18 protein-coding genes and 1 pseudogene are annotated in these 23,581 nt (G+C 70.8%); 14 read left to right on the forward strand and 5 right to left on the reverse strand.

The annotated features are described in order from the left end of the window. The 3 genes and pseudogenes from IE318_RS45775 to IE318_RS46765 all read left to right on the forward strand — a co-directional run. Positions 1 to 130 (forward strand): annotated as a pseudogene (locus IE318_RS45775) (sugar ABC transporter permease); the annotation flags it as partial. Next, a complete protein-coding gene (locus IE318_RS41275; protein WP_229904115.1) occupies positions 116 to 451 on the forward strand; it encodes a fic family toxin-antitoxin system, toxin component in 336 nt (111 codons plus the stop codon). The pseudogene IE318_RS45775 and the gene IE318_RS41275, both read left to right, overlap by 15 nt. Beyond that, entirely contained in the window at positions 448 to 726 is a 279-nt protein-coding gene (locus tag IE318_RS46765) for an SbtR family transcriptional regulator (protein ID WP_373311436.1), read from the forward strand. Before IE318_RS41275 ends, IE318_RS46765 begins: the two co-directional genes overlap by 4 nt. Before the next feature lie 127 nt (positions 727 to 853). On the opposite strand, the gene IE318_RS41280 is transcribed toward IE318_RS46765, so the two are convergent. The 4 genes from IE318_RS41280 to IE318_RS41295 all read right to left on the reverse strand — a co-directional run bounded on the left by IE318_RS41280 (position 854) and on the right by IE318_RS41295 (position 8,604). Continuing rightward, positions 854 to 1,993, reverse strand: a complete 1,140-nt coding sequence (locus IE318_RS41280; protein WP_229904111.1) for a M23 family metallopeptidase — start codon at positions 1,991 to 1,993, stop codon at positions 854 to 856. A 225-nt stretch (positions 1,994 to 2,218) separates the two neighbouring features. Beyond that, positions 2,219 to 3,568: a hypothetical protein gene (locus IE318_RS41285; RefSeq protein WP_189908012.1), complete on the reverse strand. Its 1,350-nt coding sequence runs from the start codon at positions 3,566 to 3,568 to the stop codon at positions 2,219 to 2,221. A 552-nt stretch (positions 3,569 to 4,120) separates the two neighbouring features. Beyond that, positions 4,121 to 5,083, reverse strand: coding sequence for a hypothetical protein (locus IE318_RS41290; protein WP_189908013.1), 963 nt, complete (start codon positions 5,081 to 5,083; stop codon positions 4,121 to 4,123). 746 nt (positions 5,084 to 5,829) lie between these two features. Continuing rightward, positions 5,830 to 8,604: a helix-turn-helix transcriptional regulator gene (locus IE318_RS41295; protein ID WP_189908014.1), complete on the reverse strand. Its 2,775-nt coding sequence runs from the start codon at positions 8,602 to 8,604 to the stop codon at positions 5,830 to 5,832. Positions 8,605 to 8,863: 259 nt separating this feature from the next. Here IE318_RS41295 and IE318_RS41300 point away from each other — a divergent pair, with 259 nt between their 5' ends. The 3 genes from IE318_RS41300 to IE318_RS41310 all read left to right on the forward strand — a co-directional run bounded on the left by IE318_RS41300 (position 8,864) and on the right by IE318_RS41310 (position 12,358). After that, positions 8,864 to 9,532 carry a helix-turn-helix transcriptional regulator gene (locus tag IE318_RS41300; RefSeq protein ID WP_189908015.1) on the forward strand — a complete coding sequence of 223 codons (669 nt, stop codon included), beginning with the start codon at positions 8,864 to 8,866 and terminating at the stop codon, positions 9,530 to 9,532. Between the two features lie 142 nt (positions 9,533 to 9,674). After that, the gene (locus tag IE318_RS41305; RefSeq protein WP_189908016.1) at positions 9,675 to 10,355 is read left to right on the forward strand and encodes a Pvc16 family protein; all 681 of its coding nucleotides are present in this window, start codon (positions 9,675 to 9,677) and stop codon (positions 10,353 to 10,355) included. After that, on the forward strand, positions 10,352 to 12,358 hold the full coding sequence (locus IE318_RS41310) for an ATP-binding protein (RefSeq protein ID WP_189908017.1): 2,007 nt from the start codon (positions 10,352 to 10,354) through the stop codon (positions 12,356 to 12,358). The genes IE318_RS41305 and IE318_RS41310 overlap by 4 nt, the downstream gene beginning before the upstream one ends. 75 nt (positions 12,359 to 12,433) lie before the next feature. Here IE318_RS41310 and IE318_RS41315 read toward each other — a convergent pair whose 3' ends face one another. Further along, positions 12,434 to 13,885 (reverse strand): ricin-type beta-trefoil lectin domain protein, encoded by a 1,452-nt coding sequence (locus IE318_RS41315; protein WP_189908018.1) that lies wholly within the window; start codon positions 13,883 to 13,885, stop codon positions 12,434 to 12,436. A gap of 494 nt (positions 13,886 to 14,379) precedes the next feature. Here IE318_RS41315 and IE318_RS41320 point away from each other — a divergent pair, with 494 nt between their 5' ends. From IE318_RS41320 to IE318_RS41355, 8 genes are all read left to right on the forward strand, one after another. Continuing rightward, the gene (locus tag IE318_RS41320) at positions 14,380 to 15,963 is read left to right on the forward strand and encodes a phage tail sheath subtilisin-like domain-containing protein (protein ID WP_189908019.1); all 1,584 of its coding nucleotides are present in this window, start codon (positions 14,380 to 14,382) and stop codon (positions 15,961 to 15,963) included. An 85-nt stretch (positions 15,964 to 16,048) separates the two neighbouring features. Next, on the forward strand, positions 16,049 to 16,495 hold the full coding sequence (locus tag IE318_RS41325; RefSeq protein ID WP_189908020.1) for a phage tail protein: 447 nt from the start codon (positions 16,049 to 16,051) through the stop codon (positions 16,493 to 16,495). Beyond that, entirely contained in the window at positions 16,495 to 17,013 is a 519-nt protein-coding gene (locus tag IE318_RS41330; RefSeq protein WP_189908021.1) for a hypothetical protein, read from the forward strand. Before IE318_RS41325 ends, IE318_RS41330 begins: the two co-directional genes overlap by 1 nt. Next, a complete protein-coding gene (locus IE318_RS41335; protein WP_189908022.1) occupies positions 17,010 to 17,168 on the forward strand; it encodes a DUF6760 family protein in 159 nt (52 codons plus the stop codon). Before IE318_RS41330 ends, IE318_RS41335 begins: the two co-directional genes overlap by 4 nt. Before the next feature lie 2,781 nt (positions 17,169 to 19,949). Further along, complete coding sequence (locus IE318_RS41340; RefSeq protein WP_189908023.1) at positions 19,950 to 20,474, forward strand: extensin; 525 nt, start codon at positions 19,950 to 19,952, stop codon at positions 20,472 to 20,474. Positions 20,475 to 20,513: 39 nt separating this feature from the next. Further along, positions 20,514 to 20,936, forward strand: coding sequence for a phage tail protein (locus IE318_RS41345; RefSeq protein WP_189908024.1), 423 nt, complete (start codon positions 20,514 to 20,516; stop codon positions 20,934 to 20,936). A 17-nt stretch (positions 20,937 to 20,953) separates the two neighbouring features. Then, complete coding sequence (locus tag IE318_RS41350) at positions 20,954 to 21,679, forward strand: CIS tube protein (protein ID WP_189908025.1); 726 nt, start codon at positions 20,954 to 20,956, stop codon at positions 21,677 to 21,679. After that, positions 21,679 to 23,577 (forward strand): VgrG-related protein, encoded by a 1,899-nt coding sequence (locus IE318_RS41355; protein WP_189908026.1) that lies wholly within the window; start codon positions 21,679 to 21,681, stop codon positions 23,575 to 23,577. The genes IE318_RS41350 and IE318_RS41355 overlap by 1 nt, the downstream gene beginning before the upstream one ends. Positions 23,578 to 23,581 lie beyond the last annotated feature (4 nt).

Below are 23,581 nucleotides of genomic sequence, written 5' to 3' on the forward strand. Positions count from 1 at the left end.
CTTCGGCGCCTTCGGGCTCTACCCCCTCCTCTACACCGGCTGGATCGCCCTGCACCGGGTGGAGATGACCAGCCTGAACCAGTCCGAATGGGTCGGCTTCGACAACTTCACCAAGATCCTTCAGGACTCCGGCCGGCACGATCCGGGCGTCGACGACTACGGCGTGCCGGTCGCTGCCGTGGCACGCCATCGCGGCGAGCTCCTCGACCACCCTGTGTACGACGGCCCCTACGCGCGTGCCGCGGCCCTCGTGCACACCCTGGGCCGCTGCCGCTGGCTGGAACGCTCCAACCTCACCTTCGCCTGCGCCGTCGCCGCCATGTACCTCGAGGCCAGCAACATCCCCGTCAGCCCCACCTGCGAGCAACTCACCGCGCTCGCCCACGAATTGAACAGCCCTCGCTGCACCACGGCGCGGGTCGCGGCCATGCTGCGCACCTGGAAGCCCTGAGCGGGCCAGTCCGCAGATCGTCGGCCGACTACTTCCTGCAGCGCTTCGTCCCCGCACTCAACGCACTGCTCGAGGCCGCGGCGGCCAGCGGTGAGATCCGGGCGGACGTCACCGCCAAGGACATCCAATACTCGGTCTCCAACCTGTGCCAGCCGGCCGAGGAGCTCGGGCCGGAGTACAGCACACGCATGGTGGCACTCCTCATCGGCGGACTGCGTTACCGCGCCGGCGCGAGCCTGGCCCCCTCGGACACGGCCCGTCGCCCACGGTCCTGATGTGGAGCCCGCCCTGAAGGGCAGGCCCACGCAGGTCGGCCCAGAGGGCGAGTGCGACGGGCTGCTTCCCGGTCGTCGACCGGGCGTTGCACGCCATCGCACACGGCGACCGCTGTCGGGTGACTGATCAGTTGGCCACGGTGAGCCAGGGGATGGGGTCGAGGTACTGCCCGTTCACAAGGACCTCGAAGTGCAGGTGCGGGCCCGTGGACAGGCCGGTGGAACCGACGCGTCCGATGGGGGAGCCCGCCGACACCGACTGGCCCTGGGACACCTGGATCGAGGAGAGGTGACTGTATGTCGTCTCCAACCGTTTGTCCTCGATGGTTCCGTGGTCGATCACGACGCGGTTGCCGTACGCCGCGGTCATTCCGGCGAACTCCACCCGGCCCTCGCGCGCGGCGGACACCTGCGCCCCTTCAGGCGCGCCGAAGTCCACCCCCGTGTGCAACTTGGTCACTCCGGTGAGCGGGTGTTTCCGCGACCCGAAGGGTGAGGTGACGGTGAGCGTGCCGACCGGAGGGGACAGGATGGCGTACGTGGTCCAGCGGCCGCTCGGTTCGGGGTTCTGCCTGACGAGCGACTCGTACTGCGGAAGCCGGCCCTTGACCGCGTCGAGGAAGTGCCGAGCTGTGGCGGGTACCCGGCCCGCTCGGGTCACCGCGTCGGTGCCCGCGGTGTAGGCGGCGAGGGTCAGGTCGACGAGCTCTCCGTTGACGGTGCCACGGGTTCTGAGGGCTGTCACCTCCCGCAGGAGCGAGCAGTCCTGCCGGCCCAGAGCCATGATCGCGTCCACCGGGTCGCGCGGTGAGGAACGTCCGTTGCCGTCGTCGTCCCGGCCCCAGATCTTCCACCGAGCCTTGGTGAAGCGGGCGATGCCCTGTTCCGACAGACTGGAGGTGTCGTCGCTCCATCCGGAGAGTTGATCGATCTGGGCGGCGAGAACTGCGGGCGTGATCACCGGGCAATCGCTGGTCGCCCGGCGCAGCCAAGGGACGTAGGAGCCGTCGACCTTGCTCGTCACCGTCTCTGTGGCGCCGGCCCCGTCAAACGGCGCGGGGCTTAGGCCGCCGTTCATGGCCAGGAACGCCGACACCGCGGTCAGCGCGACCAGACCCGGTGCGACGATGAGTGCGAAGGGACCCGGGCCACGGCGGCGACGCTGATCCGAACGGCCCGGATCCGGAGAACGCTGACTGAACACACCTTCGGCATCCGCTTGTTCGTCCGCGACCGGATCCTCGATGAGGGGAGTGCCTTCCGTCACGATCGGAGAATAACGATCCACCGCCACGGCGGCGCCGCTCCCCGGGCCCGACATCCCTGGCCCAAAGGGCAGTGTTCAGGCCGTCCTGTCACGCGCACCGCTTCCCGCAGAACCTCGGTGCTCCCGGATGGTACGCCGGCGCGGCCTTCGGAGACAGTCGGGACAGCCACCGGGTCGAGTGCGGCAGAACAGGAGACCGGCGAGTCACCCTTCGAGGACCCTCGGTCACGCCGAGGACAGCGCTTCTGTTATCTCCTTGATCCAAGCGGCGGTCTTTTCCGGGTCGTTGAGAGATTCTTCCCACTCTCCCCTTTTCAATTTGTGGTCAGCGGGACCTGCTTTAAGAGCAATGAGCATCTCTCTGGCCGTGCGTCGCAACTCAACGTCCTTTATGGCGTGTTCCCCGTGGATCTCATCGCCTGCCGCAAATGCGTAGATTACATGCGCCGCGGCCTCGCGTTCACTCTTCTCCGCCTTCTTCCAGAACTTCAAGGACTCCTTCAGCGCCTGCCCGCGAGAGCTGGCCTCTTTCTTCGGGGTGGGCTCCCCCGGCTCCAACTCCCCCAGGTCCCACTTGTCATGGAGTTCCGGGTGGCGGACGGCGTTGTAACGGTTCGTGGCCGCGCGCAGCCCCTTCCAGAAGGCGACGCCGAGGATGAGGCCGCCCCCAGCCGCGGCGAGGGCCCAGCCGGCCGGGGTGGCCATCAGTGCTCCTCCCGTTGCTGCGGAGACGATCCCCACGATGCCACCCGCGCCCTTGGCGAGCTCGCCCCCGGCGGTGAGCGTCTGCTTGGCTCCCTTGCGGAGCTGCTTCTTGAGCGCGAACTCGTGCACTGCGTGAAGCAAGTTCCTTCTTTCGGCACGCTGGATTTCTTCGGCGATTCTTTCGATCTTGGTCGACGCCTCGAAGACCGTCTCGACGATCGTGGCGAGGTGCTCCAGCGCAGCCTCGCCCTCGTCGGCCATATACGTGTCCAGCGCCATGTACGCCTGGTCCAATGCCTGTGTGGCATTCTCCAGTTCCTGCCTCATCCCGGCCATTTCTTCCGGGCCAGTTTTGGCGGGCAGCTCGATCTTTTTCAGTTCGTGGTACTTTTTGGCTGTCGTCGCAGTGCGGAACGCGGCACGACTGCCCTTCAGCACGCCCATGGCACCGGTACCGACACCGCTCGCCGCGCTCGCTGCCGCCTCTCCCACTGCCTGCTGGATCTTGGTCGCCTCTTTAGCGATGGCCATGGAGTAGCTTGCCGCGCTGCCGGCGCTGACGGCCGCGTCGGCCGTTTTGGTGTTGGCCTTCTTGTTCGCGGTGTGGAAGGCGGCCCCCTGCCCGTGCTTCCGGGCTTCCTCCCTCGCTCTGGACGCCTCAATGCCGCTGGATGCGCCGGCGAGGACCTCCATGGCAGCGTTCTCCGACGCGGCGGAGGTCCCCGATGCGGCGGCGGCGTGTTTGAGGGCTGCGTCGGATGTGGCGGAGGCCTGCTGGGTGAAGCCCGCGTTGACAGGGGTGTGGACGCCCTTGGTCCAGGTGTCGAGCTGCTCGAAACTCTTCTTGGCCCTGTCGAGGGCCGAGGTCATCCGAGCGCCGTACCTCTTCTTCCGGGGAGACGCCTGGCCGTTGACGGCCGCTGTGTCGCCCGCAGGAGCGGCTGCTTGAGAGGCTACGGGTGCGCCCGTGGCCCGGGGCTGTTGCGTGTCCATGATCGACACCGCGGCCTGGTTGCCGGCGGTGCGCTGGATCTCTAGAAGGGCACGCTCCCGCGAGGTGGCCGACGAATACGAGGGCCGGCGTTGCCGAGTCGCTGTCAGGGCGGTCACGTACTGGCGAGTTGAGGTGCGGTGGACCGGGGTGCTCACGAACGTACCTCTCCCTGGACCGGACTGGGCCACGGGACAGTAGCCAGGCATGGCCAAGGAAGAGAGAACAAGGGGGAAATAAAGATCGACGTCAGGTTGGAGTCTCACCTCGTCGATCTCACCACGCCCTTGCCACCGGGCGGGCGTTCCGCTCGGGTGTCCCTGACCGGCGGCAACAGCAGCATCGTGCCCGATCACCTGCCCTCAGACGCAGACGCCCACTGCTGCCAGGGCCCACGGGCCACGGACGCGGGCCCCAGTGAGCGTGAAGATTCACACCTCCACTACCTCGGACAGGAACGCCTGGAAGAGGAGCCGGGTGGCCTGGTTGTTGACGACAATGCTGAGGTCACCATGACTCTCGGACTTCACCCCGATATAACCCGGGAGGTTGCCCTCGCCGCCGGCAGCCCTCGGAAATTTATGGCCCTCGACCTTGTCGCTGTTCCTGATCGCGGTGGGAGCTGTTCCCGTCTCGGACAGAGCCATGTACTGCGGAGAGAAGAAGAGCTTGTGCGCGTCGGGTTTCAGCACGAACATGAGTGTCCTCTTGGAGGCCCGGCTCTTGTCGTCCCCCTTGTCGTAGTAGACTCCAGCCTGTTGTTCGTCGCCCAGATGCCCGCGCACGGGAATTGCACCGACACGCTCGTCTTCACGAAAAGCGAGGGCCACCTTTCCTTTTGGAGGGTTCCTCATCCAGTCTTCTGTGGCGTCCTTCTTTTCGGCCTGCCACTCCAGAATCGCATCGGCCTCCTCAGTCGGCATGGTCCGGAAGAGTTTCAGCTGAGCGCCCGTGGCGGGCATGTCTCGCAGCTCCCTGAGGAGCCCGGGAATGGTGTCATTCAACACTTTTTCCGGCATCCTCGGGGAACCCGTTCCCTCGGAGTTCGACCCCTTCTTCCCGCCCTTACCCTTCTTCCCGGCATTCCCCTTCAACTTGTTGTTCACGGCCTTCGTCAACTTGGCGAAGTTGTTCGTGCTCTCCCAGTACCTGACAGTCAAGAGATCTTGAACATCCTCCGTCGCCCGCTGCACCGTCGCGGCATCGCCCAAGGCCACCGTGGTGCGCTGGACGGCAGGTTCCGTACCGTTCGGGTGTTGCGTGGCCGCGCGCTGAGCCGTCGGGCTGGTGCCCTCCACGTTCTTGTGACCACAGCCGGGCCCATGTCCGTGCCGGCCCGTCTCGACGGCCCGGGCCACGGCAGCGTTCCCCGCAATGCGCTGGAGGGTCAGCATCCGCTGGACCGGCGCGCTCGGCGCAGCCATGCCGCGAGACGCCGTGTCCGGCTCTTCGGACAGTCGGTTCCGCGTTCCGTGCGCGTGCACGATGCTCCCTTCCACACAGGGCCGTTGATCATCCAGCATTACCAGACTGCCCATGGCTCCGGTAGGCCGCGAGGGCAGCCACGGGGGCGGCGCCGCCGGACCCGGCACCTGCCGTCCGCGGCGAACGGACGTGCTTCGGACCCCGGCATCCGGCACGTCCCGGTCGTCGGTCCGTCGGGCACCTCGGCGGTGTTGCCTGGGTAGTGGAGGACTCCGTCGCCGTTGTCGTACTCGTCGCGCATACGCGTGTAATCCGTCGTGGGCCATGCGGCGTGGGTGTTCGGCTGCTGGGCCGTCTACAGACGATCGTGATCGTCGGTGTGCAAGTCGCTCTTCAACGGGAGTTCACCCTCGACGCTCTGCGTCCCGCCGGTCCAGTCGCTGCCCTTGGCACCTAGGAGTAGAAATCCCTGTGTGCCACGGTGACCGCGGTCTTCAGGGTGCAGACGTGTGCGACCAGCGGGAAACGGCGGTGTTCTCCAAGTTGTTGCGGCCGTCCAGGTCGCCGTCGAAGTCGTGGGTGAGGTAGTCGGACTTCCCACCGGGTGCCGCTTCCCCTGACCTCCCGCTCGTATCGTTGGTGACGCTCGAACAGGACCCGGTATGTCCTTCCGGGTCGAGCAACGCCGTCGCCTGCCTGCCCCGCGATCCGCCAGTCAGTCCAGGCCCAGCGTCTGTCCGAGCTGTGTACGCCGCCGTATCCCCAGCTTCTTGTAGGTGCTGGTGAGATGGGTCTCCACGGTGCGCCGGGCCAGGTGCAGCAGGTCGGCGATATCCGTGTTGGTGCGGCCCTCTGCGGCCAGCCGGGCGACGCGCAGCTCGCCGGCGGTGAGGGAGTCGGCACCGGTGCGGGCGGTGATGCGGCGGGCGCCGCCCTCGCGCAGGGCCTCCTCGGCGAGTGTGCCCCACCGGACGGCGCCCAGGCGTTCCGCGCGCCCGGCCGCCTCGCGCAGGCACTCCCGGGCCCGGCTGCCCTCCTCCCCGGTGATCAGCATCCGGCCCTGCGCGATCAGCGCGGCGACCAGTTCCGGCTCCGTGGCGGGCGGCGCGGAGCGCAGCAGGTGTACGGCCTCCTCGGTCAGCTCAAGACCCCTGTGGCCGCCGGTGACCGTACCGAGCACCCGCAGGGCGCGGCCCACCGTGCGGGGCGTGCCCCACACCCGGGCCAGTCGTAGCTCCTCCTCGGCCAGCGCGAGCGCCTCCTCGGGTTCGCCGAGCGCGAGGCGGCACTCGGCGGCGGCCGTGCGCCACGGGGTGACGACCGGGCTGACCACCTCGCGGGCACTCTGGCGCCGGCCGCACTCCAGGAAGTCGTGCAACGCCCCCGCCGGGTCGCCCACGGCGGCGCGCTGCACGCCCCGCGCGTACAGGAACCGGTTGAGTTCCCAGGAGTCGGGCGCGTTCCGCAGGTCGACGCCGTCCGCGAACCGCCGCGCCTCGGCCGTGCGGCCCAGTTCCACGAGGGCGATCAGAGTGTGGGCGTGCACATTGGTGGGCTCGGCGTCCTTCAGGAGGGGCGGCTCGCCCGTCAGCCGCACATACGCGCCGCGTGCCGCCACGATGTCGGCCCGGGTGTTGAGCAACGCCTCGTGCATCGGGTGGAGCAGGTCGGGTCGCTGACCGGCCAGGCCGCGCTCCACGAGCCGTTCCGCTTCGTCGAGTTCGTCGGCCCACTGGGCGACGGTGGCGGCCGTGCCCAGCAGGAACGGCTCGGTCAGCGGGTCGGCCGGCTCGGCGAGGAGCTCGCGCACCTGCCGCATCGCCTCCGCGGCCGAGGCGCGCCCGGCGGTGGCCGCGTATCGCAGGAGCAGGACGCGGATGGCCGGGCCGCTCTGCTCCGGCGCGTGTTCGGCGATCTCGCACAGCCACCCGTACACCTCGCGGCGAACCGCCTGGTCCTGGTCGGAGAGCAGGGCGGAGGCGCTGTGCAGGGTGGTCAGCAGATCGGGGCGGTCGCCGAACTGCCCGCCCAGCGAGCGCAGCAGCTCCACGGCGGCACGGGCCTCGCCGCGCCCGGCCAGCGCGGTGCCGAGGGCGACGGCCGCGCGCACCCGGTCCTGCGGGGCGGCCGGCAGCCGGAGCGCCTCGGTGAGCCGGGGAATCCCGGACGAGGAGCCGGGGCTCGCGGCGTCCAGGGAGCCCAGCTCGGTCAGCAGCCGCTGGCGACGCTCGACGGGCAGGGGCTCGTCGAGCGCCCGGCGCAGGAAGGCGACGGCGTCGGCCACGCGGCCGTCGCGCACGGCGAGCGAGGCGGCGGCCTGGAGCACGCCGGAAGTCCAGGTCTCACCCACCGGGCCGGACAGCAGCAGCTGCCGGGCCACCGTATCGGCGGGAGCACCGCCGTGCAGCATCACCTCGGCCGCGGTCCGGTGCAGGGCGCGGCGCCGGACCGCGGGCACGCCGGCGAGGACGGCGTCCCGCAGCAGCGGATGAGCGTAACGAGGGCGACCGCCGGGCTCCGTGCGCAGCAGGCCGAGACCCGTCGTCGCGGTGAGCCAGCCCGTCACTCGCGCCGGGTCGGCACCCGCCAGCCCGGCGAGCAGCCCGCCCAACTCCTCGGCGCTGCCCGCCGGCCCGTCCGCCGTGCCTTCCCACTCTTCGTCCAGGACGGCCAGCGTCCGTGCCACCACCGCCGTTGCCGGCCCGGCGCTGTCCAGCCACCAGGACACGGCGGCCGGGTACGCGCCCGGGTACAGTGCGGCGGTCGTCTCCGGCACCGGCCGACGGCCGGGATCGCCGAGACCGTCCAGGTCCTCCAGCAGCGCGTGCAGCAGCAGCGGGCTGCCCGCCGAGGCCCGTACACACCGCTCGGTCCAGGGGCGGGGCGCGCCGGGGAACCGGGCACGCACCAGGGCGGCCGCCGCCTGGGCGGTGAGCGGGGCGAGGGTGTGGGTGTGCACCAGGGCGCGCGAGAGGGTGTGCGTGAAGTGCAGCGGCGGCGGGTCCACGTCGTACTGACTGCGTTCGGTGACCGCCAGCAGTACCGGGAGGTTCGACCGGCCGATCCGCCGGGCCGACTCCACCAGCCAGCGATGCGAGGGGGCGTCGGCGAGATGGACGTCGTCCACGGCGACCAGCAGCGGGGACTCCCCGGCGTACGAACACAGGACCTGCCACAGCCGGGCGGCCTGCTGGCGCTCGCCGCCGGACGGGCCGGACGGCTCGCATACGGCTTCGAGGCCCAGCAGCCGGAACACGGCGGCGAAGGGCACTTCGGCGTCGCCCGGCGCGCAGCGGGCGCGCAGGACCCGCATGCCGTGCGCGGCGGCGTCCTCGGCGGCGGTCTCCAGGACGGTGGTCCGCCCGGTTCCCGTGGCACCGCGCACCAGCACCAGGCCGCCGGCGCCCGCCCGGGCCCGCGCCGCCCCGGCCGTCAGCAGCGCGATGGCCTTGTCGTGTTCGCGCAGCGGTACTTCCCGCAGTGCGGACATCCCTGCCTCCTTGATCGGTCGTGGTGCCTTCCGAGGACGCATCCGCTCGGCTGTGCGTCCGGGGAAACCGGACGGCCGGACGGCCGTCCGGTTCTCCTACGGCCGAACGGCCGTCGTGGTTCTATTCCGGCCGATCTCGTGGTCCGGTTCGTGGTGCTTCACGATTGCGCGGTGCCCTCGCGCCACATGAACATGAGGAGTACACGCGTGCCACTGACCTCTCACGAGTGGCACGCCACGTGAACATGGGGGACACGGCTTGCTCAGCTCATCGCGGACCATCCGCCCCGGTACGGCAGGGTCGGCGGACCGGACATCCGTGGTGGTGCACACCCCGGACCCGATCCTGCGCGAGGGAGTTCTCGGCCAGCTGCGCCGGTACCCGGAGGTCAGCCTGAAGGAGGAGACCGAGTCGGGCCCCGGCACTGTGGCACTATTCGTGGAGGACCTGCTCGACAAGGCCGCGATGACGAAGCTGCGCAGAGTGGTCCGCAGCGAGGGCGCGCGGACGGTGCTCGTCGTCCGGGCTCTGCGGGAGACCGAGTTCCTCGATGTGATCGAGTGCGGAGTGGGCGCGATCGTGTGGCGGCACGAGGCCACCGCGCAGCGACTGGTGCAGGCTGTGCTCGCGGCCGCCCGCGGTGACGGCGACCTGCCCGCCGACCTGCTGGGCCGGCTCCTCAACCAGGTGGGCACGCTGCAGCGCAACGCGGCCGGCCGGCACGGCTTGCCCTCCTCGGGCCTGACCGCGCGTGAAGTGGACGTGCTGCGGCTGGTCGCGGAGGGACTCGACACCTCTGAGATCGCCGACAAGCTGTCCTATTCCGAGCGAACCATCAAGAACGTGGTGCAAGGACTGACGACCCGGCTGCACCTGCGCAACCGGGCGCATGCCGTGGCGTACGCCATAAGGGAGGGCTACCTCTGACCGGACGGACAAGCCCGACCCGTCCTTCGGACAGGAAGCTCTGCCCCGTCGTACCTGCGGGGGCGACGCGGCGGCGGGCAGGATCGGAAAGGTCGGCGGCCGTGGGAGCCGGAGAACGAGGACAGCAGGGCGGAGCACGACAGTGATCCACGAGGTGGACGAGGTCCTCAAGACCCTGCTCAGCGATGGCGTGCTGGCCGGTTCCGGTATCGACGTCACCTTCGACGCGCCCACCCGCGACTGGGCGGCACGCCGCAACTCACCCACGATCAACGCCTACTTGTACGACATCCGGGAGGACGTGCACCGCCGGCAGCGCGGCCACCTCGCCGTGCTCGACGAGCGGGACGTGATCGTCAAGCGCCGCCAGCCGCCCCGCTGGTTCCGGCTGTCATACCTCGTGACGGCCTGGACCAAGCAACCCCAGGACGAACACCGTCTGCTGTCCGCCGCACTGATCACCCTGCTCCCGCGGGAGCTGCTGCTGCCGTCCGAACTCCCCGGCGCACTGGGAGCGCAGGGCTTGACCGTGCCGCTGTCCGTGGCCGGCATCCAGACCGAGTCCCGTTCGCTCGCGGAGATCTGGTCGGCGCTCGGCGGTGAACTCAAGCCGTCCCTCGACCTGGTGGTCACCGCGCCCTTTTCGGCCGCCCCCGAATACGACGCCGGCCCGCCCGTCACCGAGGGCGCGATGGTCCGCGCACGCGCCCTGGGCGACACTCCCGCCGAGGCGGAGGAACGCGCGCACCGGCCCCGGCAGGTGGCGGTGGCCCAGGAGGCCCGGCGGACCCGGTCCGGACGCGGTGCGGGGCGGGCGACATGACAACGGCGTACGAGGAAGCGGAGACGGAGACCGGCCCGGCCGGTGCGCTGCTCGCCGGCCTGGCCGTGCTGCGCGACCGGGTCGCCCTGCTGGTGGAGCAGCGCTCCGCCGATGACCCCACGGCCGCCGACCCGTTGCGCGGCCTGTACCTGTCGGAGGAGGCCGTACGGCATCTGCTGCGCCCGGTGGGGCCACCACGGCGTGTTCTGCCCGAGCCCGACGGCCGCCGGCCCGACGACCGCCTGGCCGTGTTGTGCGCCCGCCTCGGCCTGACCGAGCTGGACTCCGCCTTGCTCCTGATCGCCCTCGCCCCTGATCTGGACCGGGCCTTCGAGTCGCTGTACGGCTACCTCAATGACGACGTCAGCCGACGGCGGGCCACCGTCGCCGTCGCCCTCGACCTGTGCGGCATCCCCGTCCACTCGGCGGCGGCGCGGGCCCGGCTGCACCCCACGGCACCTCTGTGCGCACTCGGTCTGCTCACCGTGGAGGAACCCGAACGCCCCTTCCTGAGCCGCTCGCTGCGCGTACCCGACCGGCTGGTCGCCCACCTCCTCGGCGACGACACCCCCGACACCGCACTCGCCGGGCACCTCCATCCGCTGCCCGAGCCACCCTCGTTGCCTGACCAGGGCGAGGAGTTCACCCGCTTCGTCCACCGGCTGGCCGGCCGCATCACGGCCGGTCCCGCGCTGACCGCCTACCTCCGTGAGGGCCGGGAGGGCGACGGCCTCGCCTGTGCCTGCGCCGCCCTGAGCATCGCGGAGGTCCCGGCCCTGCGCTTCTCGGGGCCCCAGGCCTGCGTGCCCGAGCTGCTGCGGGAAACCCGGCTGAGCAGTCGCGCGGTCGTCGTCACCGGGCTGCCGGAGGACCCCGGGCCGCTGATCCAGGAACTGGCCGCGGCCGTGGACGTCCCCGTGCTGATCACAGGCCCGCGCCCGTACGACCCGCAGTGGTGCCGCTTCGACCCGCTGGTCCTGGAGGTGCCCAGGCGCCGTGCCGGTGCGCTGCACGCCTGGTCGGCCGCGCTGGACGAGGAGCCCGCATTCGACCTGCTCGCCACGGTCGCGCCGTACCATCTCCCCGACGACCACATCACGCGGGCCGCACGCGCCGCCCGGGACCTGGCTGCCTTCGACGGCACCCCGCTCTCCCCCTCCCATCTGCGCCTCGCCGCCCGCCAGCAGTCCGCCTCGGGCCTGGAGCAGCACGCACGGCGGATCCGGCCCGCCGTCGACTGGACGGACCTCGTGCTGCCCGAACGGGCGCTGATCCAGCTGCGCGAGCTCGCCCTGCGCGCCCGGCACCGCGACCGGGTGCTCGGCGACTGGCGCCTGAGCGCGGGCGGTGGCCGGGGCCGGGGCGTCCTCGGCCTGTTCGCCGGCGAGTCGGGCACCGGCAAGACGCTGTCGGCGGAGGTCGTCGCCGCGGACCTGGGCCTGGACCTCTATGTGGTCCAGCTGTCCTCGGTGGTCGACAAGTACATCGGCGAGACCGAGAAGAACCTGGAGCGCATCTTCACCGAGGCCGACCGCACCGACGCCGTACTCCTCTTCGACGAGGCCGACGCCGTGTTCGGCAAGCGGTCCGAGGTCAAGGACTCCCACGACCGGTACGCCAACCTGGAGAGCGCCTACCTGCTCCAGCGCCTGGAGTCCTTCGACGGCATCGCCCTGCTCACCACCAATCTGCGCGCCAACATCGACGAGGCCTTCACCCGGCGTCTGGACCTGGTCGTCGACTTCCCGTTCCCCGAAGTTCCTCAGCGCCTCGCCCTGTGGCAGCACAGTTTGTCCCATGTGCCCTGCGCCGACGGCATCGAACTGGGCCCGCTGGCAGCCGGCTTCGAGCTGCCGGGTGGCTCCATCCGCAGCGCCGTGGTGACCGCCGCGTACCTCGCCGCGGGCCGCAGCGACCTCGTCACCGCGGCCGACCTCGTGGAGGGGGCCCGCCGTGAGTACCGCAAGGCGGGCCGCCTGGTGCCGGGGGAAGGCTCCTGGTGACGGCCCGGCCGTCGCACAAGGGCTGCGGACTGCGGCCGGCGCCACCGCACCGGCCGGGTCGGTCAGGTCGGCCCCTCAGCCCTGAGAAGGATGGACGATCTCCCACTCCTGGTCGTCGTCGTTGCTGCAGTCGTAGATGGTGAGCTTGGCGCCCTCGGCAGTGTCGTCCTTGCCGTCACTGCCGTCGGCGTGGCCGCTCACGTCCAGGCACAGGTCGGAGCTGGCGTAGTTGCGGATCCAGTAGGCACCGTTCGACTGCTTGTCGAGCCACCAGAGCTGGTTGTTGGCGGTCGTACCGTCGCAGGTGTAGATCTGGACCGGTGTCGTGTGCGGTTCCGCACCGGTGCCGTCCAGGTCCATGCAGAAGTGGGGGCTCTTGACGTTTTCGATGAGGAAGAGCGGCTGCCCGCCGGGGCCGCCGTTGTCGTCCTTCACATCGAGGTTCCAGAGCTGGTTGTCCTGATCGGTACGGTCGCAGGTCCACTGGTCGACGGCATCCTTGGGCTGCCCTCCGTCGTAGTACGGGATGTTGGCGCACTTGTTGCTGTGGGTGTTGCGCAGCAGGATGTTCTTCGCCGGTACGACGGGCGGCGGGGTGGACTCACCGCCGCCACCACCGGAACCGCTGCCGGCGGCGGGGGCCTTCGGTGATTCGGCCGGGGACTGCTCGGCTGGGGACTGCTCGGGCGGAGGTGCGGAACTGAGGGGCGGGGCGGCTGAGGGGGTGGCTGCCCGGGACGGGGCGAGGGTGGTGCCCGCCTCGGCGATCTTCTCCACGGCTTTTGAGCTGACCTGGGGTTTGTACGCGATCCAGAGCATTACGAAGGTGATGGTCAGGGCGAGGAGCACGCCGAAGAAGGTGGCCAGCCAGCGGGGCAGGAAACCGCGCTGGATGTACGTCCCGTTGACGGGAAGGGGCTCGGCTCCGGAGCGGAGCACGGACAGGATGTAGGGCCGCTGCTCCTTCGACCCGAACCAGATGATCTGCCGGGGCTTCAGCGTCGCCTTGATGAAGGCGGCCCTTCCGGGCTCGATCTGCACATTGCTGGGACGGATGTCGTACGACAACTGGTCGCCGGTGTCGCTGCCGCTGACCGAGGCGGTGAGCTTGGTGTTGCCCAGGTTGTCGACCGCCAGCCGGGGCCGTCCGCGGAAGCGGCCCTTCACGGTCGGCGGCACCAGTTCGGCGCGAACCTCCATGAACGGCGTGATGGTCAGGTTCCCTTCCGGGACGGTCACGGCCTCCGGATGCTCGGTCGGCGTGATCCGCACCGCGTACGGGTTCGGCCCGGCGGTCGCGTCGGGGGTTCTGGGCGGCTCGAAGATCAGTTCCACCGTCCCCGTCGTCCCGGGATACAGGCGGAGCGTCTGCGGCACCACCCTCGTCCAGGGAGCGAGCGGCCCCGTCGGCTCGAAAAGGTACTCGTCCACCACGTCGCCGGTGTTGCGCAACCGCAGCCGCACCGTCGTACTGCCACCGGGGTCCACCGTCGCGGACGCGGGCTCCAGGGAGGTCCAAAGGGTCATGTAGGTGCCAACGCTTCTCTTCGCCGCTTCTCTTACCGTCTGTTGCCGGGTCGCTTCACGATGTGGACGACCGGCTTTCGCCGTACATCGCTCCGCCCGTCGGGTCGTACCCGGTGGTGGGGGCGGTGATCGTCTCCCGGGTCTTCGCAGCACGGCCGGCGTCGGTTCCGCGCCGTTCGGCGGCCCAAGAGCCGAACCGCGTCACGGTGAGGCTGCTCCCGGTCGGCCGTCCCGGCGGACTCACCGTGGGCGGCCTGCCTGATCCCCGGCATGCCGCTCCCTCCCCCTCCGGCACTGACGTTCCAGTGTCGCGCGGGGGTCCTCAGGGCGCGGAGAGACTTGAGGGCATCCGTTCGGACAGGGGAGACGAGTTGCGACTGCCCTTATGGGCACACCTCTTGCCCCCCGGCAGACACCTGAGGCCGTTCCCGGGGGCTTCCCGCGCACGTGAGGCTGCGGATGTACCTGACTCGTACCCCCGAGGAGAGCAGAGCATGCCGTCCTACCTGTCGCCCGGCGTCTACGTCGAGGAGGTGGCCAGTGGCTCGCGCCCCATCGAGGGGGTTGGCACGTCGGTCGCCGCCTTCGTGGGGCTCGCCCCGACCGGCCCGCTGAACGAGCCGACGCTGGTGACCAACTGGACCCAATACGTGACGGTCTTCGGTGAGTTCACCAACGGGTACTACCTCGCCCACTCCGTCTACGGCTTCTTCCAGAACGGCGGCACGGCGGCCTACGTCGTCCGCGTGGGCGGCTCCGCCGAGGACGCCACCGTCAACGGCTCCGCGCCGGCCGCCGTGAACGGTTCCGCCGCCAGGGGCGAGCTGCCCGCGGCCGAGCCCGCACAGCTCGGCACGTTCACCGTGACGGCCAACGCCCCAGGCAGCAGCGGCCCGCTCAGCGTCGAGGTCGCCGACCCGGAGGGCGACGGCCCGGCCGAGCGGTTCAAGCTGATCGTCAAGGACGGCGACAAGACCGTCGAGAGCTACGACGTGACCGCCAAGAAGGGCAGCCGCAACTACGTCGTCACCCAGGTGAAGGAGCGCTCGAAGCTCATCACCGTCACCGAGGCCGCACCGGCCGCGCAGCTGGTCCGCCCCGACAACCAGACGGTGGCCCTGAAGGCGCCCGCGCCCGCCGCACCGGACAAGGCGGGCGAGGACTCGCATCCCGGCCCGGCCCAGTACCTCGGCGACTCCGCGGACCGCACCGGCTTCGGCGGCCTGGAGGCGATCGACGAGATCTCCATGGTCGCGGTGCCCGACCTGATGGCCGCCTACCAGCGCGGCGCGATCGACCTGGAGGCCGTCAAGGCCGTCCAGCTCGGTCTCATAGCCCACTGCGAGCTGATGGGCGACCGTGTCGCCATTATCGACCCCCCGCCCTCCCAGAACGCCCGTCAGATCCGTGTCTGGCGCCAGGAGACGGCCGGCTACGACTCCAAGTACGCGGCCTTGTACTACCCCTGGATCAAGACCTTCGACCCGGCGAGCGGCGAGACCCGGATGATCCCGCCGAGCGGCCACGTCGCCGGCATCTGGGCCCGCAACGACGCCGAGCGCGGCGTGCACAAGGCGCCGGCCAACGAGGTCGTCCGCGGCGCCGTGGACCTCGAGCTGCAGATCACCCGCGGCGAGCAGGACCTGCTCAACCCGATCGGCGTCAACTGCATCCGTGCCTTCCCCGGCCGCGGTATCCGCGTCTGGGGCGCCCGCACCCTCTCCTCCGACCCGGCGTGGCGGTACCTGAACATCCGCAGGTACTTCAACTACCTGGAGGAGTCGATCCTGATCGGCACCCAGTGGGTGGTGTTCGAGCCGAACGACCACAACCTCTGGGCCCGCATCCGCCGCAACATCTCCGCGTTCCTGGTCAACGAGTGGCGCAGCGGTGCCCTGTTCGGCCAGAGCCCGTCCGAGGCGTATTACGTCAAGTGCGACGAGGAGACCAACCCGCCGGAGTCGGTCGACCTCGGCCGGGTCGTGTGCGAGATCGGCATCGCGCCGGTCAAGCCCGCCGAGTTCGTGATCTTCCGGCTGGCCCAGTTCTCCAGCGGCAGCGGGGAGCTGGAGGAGTAGGCGCTCCGTCCACCTCCCCTCGCGCGCCACCTCAGGCGTCGCCCCGTAGGCCATCGTCAAGCAGCCCCAGAAGGACAGAGAACACATGAGTCTGAATCCGGGTGACTCCCTTACTTCACACAATTTCGGTCTGCAGATCGACGGTGTGATGGTCGAGTACCTCTCCGAGGTCAACGGCATCACCCTTGAGCAGGACGTCATCAAGTATCCGCAGAACAACGGCGCGACCGGCAAGACCGAGATCGCGGTGATGCCGGGCACCGCGAAGGACGGGCAGTGCACCGTCGTACGGGGTATGACCCAGTCGAACTCGTTCACCCAGTGGATCAACGACTCGCTCGAGGGTCGTATGTCCTCCGCCCGCAAGAACGCCTCGATCATCGTGATGGACTACGAGGACAACCCGGTGAAGCGGTACAACCTGCGCAACGCCTGGTGCTGCAAGATCGACATGAGCCCGGTGAAGGCCGGTGAGGCCTCCGCGCTGACCGAGACCGTCACCATCGTGTTCGAAGAACTGGTCATCGAGTAATGCGGCGTACGCCTGCGAAGACACCTGCGGCGGCACAGACCACGGCGGCGGGAGCCCACTTCCCACAGTCGGCTCCCGCCGCCGCGCCGGCGGAGGCGCCGACCGGCTCTCCGGCCGCGCCCCCCGTCGGCACCGCACCGCGGCAGCAGCTGCGGACCGAGTTCCCCTTCCAACTGCCGCGCGGGTACGTCGACGATTCGGGCACGGTGCACCGGGACGGCGTGATGCGCCTGTCGACGGCACGGGACGAGCTGATCCCGTTGCGCGACGTGCGGGTGCAGGAGAACCCGGCGTACCTGTCGGTGGTGCTGCTCGGCCGGGTCATCATCCGGCTGGGCACGCTGGCCATGGTGCACGACGGCATCGTGGAGAACATGTTCGCCTCCGACCTGGCGTTCCTCCAGGACTTCTACCGCCAGATCAACGCGGAGGGCCACACCCGCGCCGCCGTCCAGTGCCCGCACTGCTCGGAGCCGTTCGAGGTGGAACTCGGCGGGAGCCGCCTGGGGGAATCGTGACGTACGCGACCGACCGACTGCACGAGGAGATCGCGTACGTCGCCTACCACTTCCACTGGAGCCTGGAGCAGATCCTGGACCTGGAACACCACGACCGCCGCCGCTACACCGAACAGATCGCGTCCCTGGTGACACGAGCCGAGGCGGAGGGCTGAGCGGTGGCTTTCCTGGACCGGCTCCGCAGGCGGACGAGCGACGGCGGCGACGGCGCGTCACCGTCGCCGCGGACCACACCCGCAGACGGGCCGACAGATGGTGCTGGCGGTCCGGCGGTGGACGCCGCCTCCTGGCGGTGGCTGCCGCCCATCCAGCGCGCCGCGGTCACCGCCGGTCGTGCCGGAGTGGCCGACCCCGGGTTCGGCGGGCGGTTGCCGACCTGGCAGAACCCGTCGTTCATGGGCACGGCGGCGTCCTACACGGTCCTGGACGGGCGTTCGAACACGGTCCTCGGCCAAGCGGCACACCACGGGTCGGGAAACCCTGTACCGGGTCTCGAACACGCTGCGGGCACTTTGCCGTTGCCGGGCCGAGAAACGCCGGGCGCCACGGTGCAGCGGGCCCCGGCGGTCCCGTTGTCCGCGGCTGCGCCGAGGGCGACGCGTGCGGAGGCGCTGCCGCGCGTGCCGACCACCGGGTCCGCGGCGCCATCGAGGGCGGTGCGGACCGGCGCGGACTCGTCAGGAGCCGCCGGCCGGGCACCTGACGTGATCGCGGCGCGCAGGAAGGGGACTTCTGCCGGCCGGACCCCATCGGTGCAGCGGGCGATCCAGGGCGATCCGGTTTCCACCACGTCGGTACAGGCGTCGGCCATGACCGGATCCGAGACGTTCGTGGTGTCGCCACAACTGCCGTCCGCCCCGGTGGTGACCCCACCGCCGCCTGGCTCCGGTCTCCGGGTGACACCAATCCCGTCCGGCCCGGCGCCTGCTCCGAGGACTCTGACGAAGGCGCGGACCGGTCCGACGGCGGTGCAGCGGCGGACGCTGCCGACGGCCCGACGGCTTTCCGCGCCCGCGGGCGGGTCGGCCTCCGCAGCGAGGTCCGCACCCAGCGCGGGCGGGCCGGCCCAGCAGACGCGTACGGCGCCGACGGACAACGGCCAGGACGGCCGGGCCCGCGGCGCCGAAGCCGGGCCGGAGGTACCGCGGGCATCGGTCACTGCCCCCGTCGGCTCCGGGGCGGAGGTGGCAGAGTCCATCGCCGTCGCCGGGCCACCGGGGGCCGTCACGCCTGCGGTGGACGGCCCGGCAGCGCGCCACATTCCCGTCCAGAGGTCCATGACCGGCCGCGCCGAGGAGGGCGGCCCTTCCGCCCAGCCCGCCGCGGGCGGCCTCTCCCGCCGGTCCGTCGGGCGCAACCCTTCCGGCCGGTCCGACGGACGCGCCCTTTCCGGCCGGTCCGTCGGCGGTACGGCGGACGCCGAGTCGACCGGAGACGTGTCCCGCTCCGGCGGGGCAGCCCCGACCGCCCAGCGGCGACCGGCAACCGGCTCCGACCACCCAGCCCCGACCACCCAACAGCGACCGACAACCGGCCCCGACCGTCCGACCCCGACCACCGCCGTGCCTAATTCCATGGCCCCCGACGGTCCTGTGTCCGGCGATCCCACTCCGGCATCGTCCAGCCGTCCCACCCTGGCATCGGAGTCGGCCGGTGATCGCCGTCGGGACGGTTCCCTGCGGCAGCCCGTCGTCGAGGTGCAGCGGGCCGCGCTTCCCCCGGTGCCACCGGCGAGCGCACCATCGCCACTCCCCACGACCGGCTCTGCACGCGCGGTGAACACACCGGGTGCATCGGCTACTCACGGAACTTCAGTCGCACCGGCGGACTCCGACAGCGGCAGCGCGTCCACGCCCGGACGACGACGTTCGGCCGAGGCTCCGGCCGCCGCCCCGGCCGCCGCGACACCGCCCGTTCAACGAAGCGCCACCCGCCGCCCGGTCCCCCGCGTGGGCCTCGGTGCTCCGATCTCCGCAGGGCCCGCCGCCGGAAGCCCGCCGGTCCGCCCGGCCCAGCCAGCCCAGCCGACGGCGTCGCCCCAGCCGAGCCCCTCTGCGAACCGACCGAGTCCTTCGGCCGGGGCGAACGCGCAGGTCCCGCCGACCCCCGCAACGGGACCGACCCCACCAGCGCAGCCGGGTACCTCGACCCGACCGAATCCCACGATCCAGCGGCTCCCCTCCCCTCACCAGTCCCCTGCGCCCCAGCCGAACCCCGATGGACATCCAGCGGGCCACCCGGCTGCGCAGGCTGCCCCGCTCTCCGGTCCCGGCAGGGCGGTCCAGCGCATGACGCCGTCCCGGACAACGCCCACGACCGGCTCCGCAGCACCTGCCCAGCCCGCCCCCGCGATCCGGACGACCTCACCGGTCCAGCCCGGCGCTCCGGCCCAGCGGCAGCCGTCCACCCGGCCGAACGTTCCGGGGCGGCCGGCCCTCTCGGCTGAACCCGGTCCGGCGAACCCGCCGACCCGGCGGACCCCTTCGTCCGTCCCAGCCACGCCCGCATCGCAGGCCGGTGCTCCCGTCTCTCCGTCCGCCGGGTTCCGTGCCGCCCCCCGTCCCGCACACGCGGCTCCCACCGCCCAGCGCACGCCCACCACAACCACGCCCACTACCACGACCACTCGCCCCCGCTCGCGCCTCGGCGCTCCGCTGCTCACGCGGCCCGACCAGGCCGCACCCGTGGCCGGTCCCTCCCTTCCGGCGGCCCGCACCCCCGCCCCGGCACCCCGCACACCGACTCGGGTATTTCCCACAGGAGTGGAACGCGCCCTCCACGCCACACCCCAGCCCGCCCTCCTCACGCCCCTCTCGTCTCACGCGCCCGCGGCGCCCCCGCCCGCCACACCCCGGCCGACGGCGCCGGCACCCGGCGCTCCCCCTGCCGTTCAGCGTGCGACGGCACCCGGCGAGCAGGCGCCCGCGCGTCCCTCGGTGCCTTCGCTCCCGGCGCCGCTGTCACCCGTCACGCAGGTGTCCGGCCGCGCCGGCGCGGCACAACTCCCCGTAGCCCCCCTCACCCCGCGCCCCACGACACCCCCCGCCCCACCCCCGGTCGCCCAGCGCCTCAGGGAAGCCCCTCAAGGACCCAGGCCCCCGGCACCGCAACCAGCCACCGTCGGCACCGACACCGACAACCCGACCGGACCGGTCACCGTCGCCCGCCGCGTCGACCCCTCACGCCCCTCCCCGTCCCGCCACCATGCCCCACCCCCGTACTCACCACCCGCGGCACCCCACTCGCCGCCCGCGCACGAGCCACCCCCGTACTCGCCGTCCGGGGACCGGCCGCCGAGCTACACGGAGATCCCCGCGGGCGGATTCGACCCCCGCGAGCTCACCGACTTCCAGCTCGACGAACTCGTGCACCGGATCATCGGCCGCATCACCCGCCTGATGCGCACCGAACTGCGCCTGGACCGCGAGCGCATCGGGCGGCTCCGCGACCCCCGCCGCTGACCAGGACCAAGACAGCATCGACAGAAAGGCCTATGCGCGATGTCCCGCCAGGACCCGGGAGCCACCATCTGGTTCAGCCTCAGCATCGACGGCGAGAGCCTCGGCTACTTCAACGGATGCGAGGGGCTGGCTTCCCAGGTGGAGGTGGAGCACCGCCAGGAGGGTGGCAACAACGGCTTCGTCTGGGCGCTGCCCACCCGGGTCACGTTCTCCACCATCCGGCTGACCCGCCCACTCACCCCGGACACCGCCAAGGTCGCCAAGTGGATCTCGTCCGTTCAGACCGGGATCAAGCGGCCGACCGCCCAGATCGCGGCGCTCCGCGCGGACGGCTCCGAAGTGGCCCGCTGGGGACTGATCGAGGTGCTGCCGGTGAGCTGGACGGGACCCAGCCTCGACCCCGGCTCCCCGGCCGTCGCCAACGAGGTGCTGGAGATCGCCCACCACGGGTTCACGGACTGAGGGAAGAGTCAGCAGACATGGCCAAGGGCAGTAAGGGCGGAGCGGGCAAGAGCCTGGTGCGTGCCACACTCGCGATCCGCCAACCGCCGAAGGGCAAGAGCCGCAAGCCCGGCGGGATGATCCAGACATTCAGCTTCGACTTCAACCCGGTGCAGCTGTCGATGACCCGCCGCGCCCAGTGGAAGGTCACCCCGGCCCAGGTCGAACGGACCGGGCCGCTACCGGAGTTCATGGGCTCGGATCCACGTGAGATGAGCGTCGAGATCTTCCTCGACTCCTCCGACGAGCCGACCAGCAACACCGTCCTGAAGAAGGTCGAGTCGCTGCTCGCCTGCTGCGAAGTGACACCCGAGAGCGTGGGCACCAAGCAGCCGTCGCCTCCGTGGGTCATCTTCCAGTGGGGGGCGTTCTCGACGGCCCGGTTCACGGCGTACGTCAGCTCGGTGGAGGCCAACTACACGCTGTTCTCGACGACCGGTGTCCCGATCCGGGCCACCTGCCGGCTCCAGCTGCACGAGATTCCCAGCAAGACCAAGAGGCAGAACCCGACCTCCGGCGCGCTCACCGCGCAGCGCGTGCACCGGGTCGTCGCAGGCGACTCGCTGCAGTCACTGGCCTGGCAGGAGTACGGCGACGCGGCCGCCTGGCGCGCCATCGCCGAGGCCAACGACATCGACGACCCGACCCACCTGCCGACCGGCACCGAACTGGTGCTGCCGGCCGGCGAGGAGGTGCGCCCCTGATGGTGCAGTCCGCGTATTCCAATGTCGTCGAGGTGAAGCTCGGCGGCGCCAAACTGCCCGACGAGTTCGAACCGGACCTGGTGGACTGCTACGTCGACCAGGGTGCCGGCGTCCCGGCCGCCTTCCGGCTCACCTTCCGGGACCCCTACCGGCTGCTCCTCGGCAAGCTGAACATCACCTTCGGCACCAAGGTGGTGCTCGCGCCGGTGGCCGACGGAGAGGGAGCCTCCGACCCCTTGCTGACCGGCGAGGTCACCGCCCTCGAGGCCGACTACGACGGCACCGGCTCCTTCACCGTCGTCCGCGGCTACGATCTGGGGCACCGCCTGCTGCGCCAGCGCCGGGTGGCCGCCTACCGCAACCAGAAGGCGTCCGACATCGCCCGCAAGCTGGCCGCCATGGACGGCGTGCCGATCGGGCGGATCCAGCCGACGAAGACGGTGTACGAGTTCATCAGCCAGTCCAATGTCACCGACTGGGACTTCCTCGCGCGGCTCGCCGACGAGAACGAGATGGTGATGTCCATCGACGCGATGGGCAAGTTCCAGTTCGTCAGTCCCAAGCCGGCCTCCGGTGCGCCCTCGCCGGACACCGACGGCGACAAGAGCCCGTTCGTCCTGCAGGCCGGTCACGACATCCTGCGGCTGCGGGCCGCGGTCACCGCCGCCGACCAGGTGGCCAAGGTCGAGTCCCGCGGGTGGGACGTGACCACGGGGAAGCAGCTCACCGCGACCTCGCCCGCGACCACCAACCCCGGCATCAGCATCGGCACCACACCGGGCGCGGCCGCCGGCAAGTTCAAGGCGGCCACGCTCGTCGAGACGGGCACACCCTACGACAAGCAGAGCGAGGTGAAGTTCGCCGCCGACGCCCTTGCCGACGACGTGACCGGTTCCTTCGCCGAGCTCGAGGTCGTCGCGCGGGGGAATCCCAAGCTGCGCCCGGGAGTTCCGGTGGCACTGGCGCACGTCGGGAAACCCTTCGAGGGCAAGTACACCGTCACCTCCGTACGGCACGTCTTCGGCGACGGCAAGCACTACGAGGTGTGGGTCACGGTCAGCGGGCGGCAGTGGCGCTCCCTCTACGGACTCGCCTCCGGCGGTACGGACACCGCTCCCCAGCTGCCCAGCGTGGCCAACGCGGTGGTCACCGACGTGAACGACCCGCTCAAGCAGGGGCGGGTCAAGTTGCGGTTCCCGTGGCTGGACGACAACTACGTCAGCGACTGGACGCGGACCGTGCAGATGGGCAGCTACGGTGGCGGGGTCTTCCCGCTGGACGTCAAGGACGAGGTGCTGGTCGCGTTCGACCGGGGGGCGCTCGATCATCCATTCGTGATCGGCGGCCTGTACAACGGCGACGCCAAACCGACCCCCGTCAGTGAGCCGCTCCACGACGCCACACGCAAGAAGGCGAGCCGGCACACCATCTCCGACCGGGACGGCAACCGTATGGACCTGCTCAGCCAGAAGACCGGCATGCGCAAACAGGGGGTCCGGCTGATCTCCGGCGACAAACAGCTGACCATCAACCTGGACCGGACGAACACCGAGATCGTCGTGGACAGCAAGGGGTCGGTCACGATCAAGGGCAGCCGGTCGGTGTCGGTGGAGGCCGGCGCGGACCTGTCGCTGACCGCCCGGCGCAGCCTGACCATCAAGAGCGGCGGTCCGCTCAGCATCCAGGGCGGCGGCATGGTCAACGTACGCGCCGCGGGCCAGATCGGCGTCAACGCTGCGGGCGCCCTGAACCTGACGGCCGCCGGCCTCGCCAGTCTCACCGCCGGCGCCACCGTGCAGATCACCGCGGCCGTCAACACGACGATCAAGGCGCCGACCACCCTGGTCGGGTCCCCCGTCTTCGGCGTCACCACCATCCCCGTGCCGATGCCGATCTAGTGAA

Source organism: Streptomyces spiralis, assembly GCF_014654675.1.
Lineage (GTDB): Bacteria > Actinomycetota > Actinomycetes > Streptomycetales > Streptomycetaceae > Streptomyces > Streptomyces spiralis.

What these genes read in the sequence shown, in the direction of transcription:
- IE318_RS41285 (WP_189908012.1), bottom strand. Translation starts at nt 3,568, where the DNA reads ATGACCTCGGCCCTCGACAGGGCCAAGAAGAGTTTCGAGCAGCTCGAC.
- IE318_RS41290 (WP_189908013.1), bottom strand. Translation starts at nt 5,083, where the DNA reads ATGCTGACCCTCCAGCGCATTGCGGGGAACGCTGCCGTGGCCCGGGCC.
- IE318_RS41295 (WP_189908014.1), bottom strand. Translation starts at nt 8,604, where the DNA reads ATGTCCGCACTGCGGGAAGTACCGCTGCGCGAACACGACAAGGCCATC.
- IE318_RS41310 (WP_189908017.1), top strand. Translation starts at nt 10,352, where the DNA reads ATGACAACGGCGTACGAGGAAGCGGAGACGGAGACCGGCCCGGCCGGT.
- IE318_RS41315 (WP_189908018.1), bottom strand. Translation starts at nt 13,885, where the DNA reads ATGACCCTTTGGACCTCCCTGGAGCCCGCGTCCGCGACGGTGGACCCC.
- IE318_RS41320 (WP_189908019.1), top strand. Translation starts at nt 14,380, where the DNA reads ATGCCGTCCTACCTGTCGCCCGGCGTCTACGTCGAGGAGGTGGCCAGT.
- IE318_RS41325 (WP_189908020.1), top strand. Translation starts at nt 16,049, where the DNA reads ATGAGTCTGAATCCGGGTGACTCCCTTACTTCACACAATTTCGGTCTG.
- IE318_RS41330 (WP_189908021.1), top strand. Translation starts at nt 16,495, where the DNA reads ATGCGGCGTACGCCTGCGAAGACACCTGCGGCGGCACAGACCACGGCG.
- IE318_RS41345 (WP_189908024.1), top strand. Translation starts at nt 20,514, where the DNA reads ATGTCCCGCCAGGACCCGGGAGCCACCATCTGGTTCAGCCTCAGCATC.
- IE318_RS41350 (WP_189908025.1), top strand. Translation starts at nt 20,954, where the DNA reads ATGGCCAAGGGCAGTAAGGGCGGAGCGGGCAAGAGCCTGGTGCGTGCC.
- IE318_RS41355 (WP_189908026.1), top strand. Translation starts at nt 21,679, where the DNA reads ATGGTGCAGTCCGCGTATTCCAATGTCGTCGAGGTGAAGCTCGGCGGC.